Source organism: Caballeronia sp., from assembly GCF_049581465.1.
Lineage (GTDB): Bacteria > Pseudomonadota > Gammaproteobacteria > Burkholderiales > Burkholderiaceae > Caballeronia.
Window position 1 is genome coordinate 1 of sequence record NZ_JBAUSA010001179.1, and the last position, 1,650, is coordinate 1,650.

Sequence of the window (1,650 nt, forward strand, 5' to 3'; positions counted from 1 at the left end):
GTAAGCTATCGTCATCAAGACAAGGGAGGACGACGGGCCACATGAATCTTCAGGACATCGCGAAGAAGGCGCTCGAAGTTCTTGGGACCGGTCGGCAACTCGATCCGTTCTCCAAAGTCTATCCCGACTTTGCACTTAAGGATGCTTATAACGTTACGGCGGCGGTTCGCGCAGAAAGGGAAGCGCGCGGCGAGCGTCCCATCGGCCGCAAGATCGGTTTCACCAACCGGACCATATGGGCGGAGTACGGCGTCTACGCGCCGATCTGGGGCTATGTCTACGATGGCACGGTCCGCGAGCTCACCGGCGAGCCGCTCCAGGCTTCGTTGAAGGGCTTGGCAGAACCCCGTATCGAGCCAGAAATCATGTTCGGCCTTGCGGCCCCTCCCGAGCCCGGCATGGATGAGCACGCCCTCATCCAATGCATCGACTGGATCGCGCACGGCTTTGAGATCGTGCAGTCGATCTTTCCGAACTGGTCGTTCCAGGCGGCAGACACTGTCGCCGGATACGGCCTGCATGGACGACTGTTTGTCGGACCGCGTCATTCTGCGGCGTCACGACGCAACGAATGGGCGAGTGAGCTCTCTCGCTTCGAGATCGACCTGTTCCGCAACGGAGCCCAGGTCGATCACGGGGCCGCTGCGAACGTCCTCGATGGGCCGCTATTTGCCCTGCGTCATCTCGCCGAGACGCTGGCGCAGGATCCTGGAAGCCCGCCGCTCGCCGCGGGCGAAATCGTGACCACCGGAACGCTTACACGCGCCTTTCCTGTGGCGGCCGGTGAGGAATGGAGCACAAAACTCTCAGGTGTTCCGCTTGAGGACTCGCGGATCCGCTTCGTCTGATCGGTGGGATTCCAAGCACCATTTCGATCACATGCGATTCAATATGAATTCAATGTGATTCCCGCCCCATAAGGAGGTCTTGACCAGCCCTCACTGAAAATCCGGGTCTACACATATGGAGCTTGACTTGTATCCAGGTGTCGCCGCAATCTCAGGTTGTAGCGTGATTCTGTCGTCAAATTTGATGACCGATGGTTGCGAAGTGCGGAGGCTAAGACCTTGGATATTCTCGCTGTTTACGGCGCCTGCAGCGCCATTACGACGATTGCATTCCTTGTTTTCTGCTTCCGCGCGGCGGAGGCCCCGTACAATGATTGAGGTCCCATCCGAATTCCTCAACGCCTTGTTTATGGCGCTCATCGTGCTCTCGAGCATCAAGCGGTCAAGGCAGCAGTTCTCGTAACAGAGCGCGTGGGCGCCCGGATTCATCGCCGATATTCAGTCCGAGCGATCACTCCGGTAATTAATACGCCAAGTTCTTGGATTTGAGCGAAACCCGATCGGTGCGGCTAGCCGCCGGGAAGGGGAAAAACGAGCCCGTTAAGCTCAGAATCGTCATGTCGCCGCCACCGATAATCAGGAAGCGGGAGCGCGCAGCCGGGATGTGATCGCGCTCACAGCGAAGAACAGCGGATCTCATTAGCTTTGAATTACCAGGACATTGAGACTGGTTAGGGGACGACCGGCGCTAGTCAGCTTAGGGCAAAAGAGCTCCGCTTAGCGGTTCTGGGTTTCGGGCGGCGCCTGGAATTCCTGCGGGGTCGGAACTCTTTTGGCTTTGCGCCGTTGGACCCAGAAGGAT

The 1,650-nt window shown here is 58.2% G+C and carries 1 protein-coding gene; it reads left to right on the forward strand.

Annotation, left to right across the window (positions count from 1 at the left end; genetic code table 11):
• A partial coding sequence (locus tag WCA53_RS28865) for a 2-keto-4-pentenoate hydratase (protein ID WP_423919121.1) occupies positions 1-848 on the forward strand: 848 nt, incomplete at its 5' end.
• Positions 849-1,650: the final 802 nt, after the last annotated feature.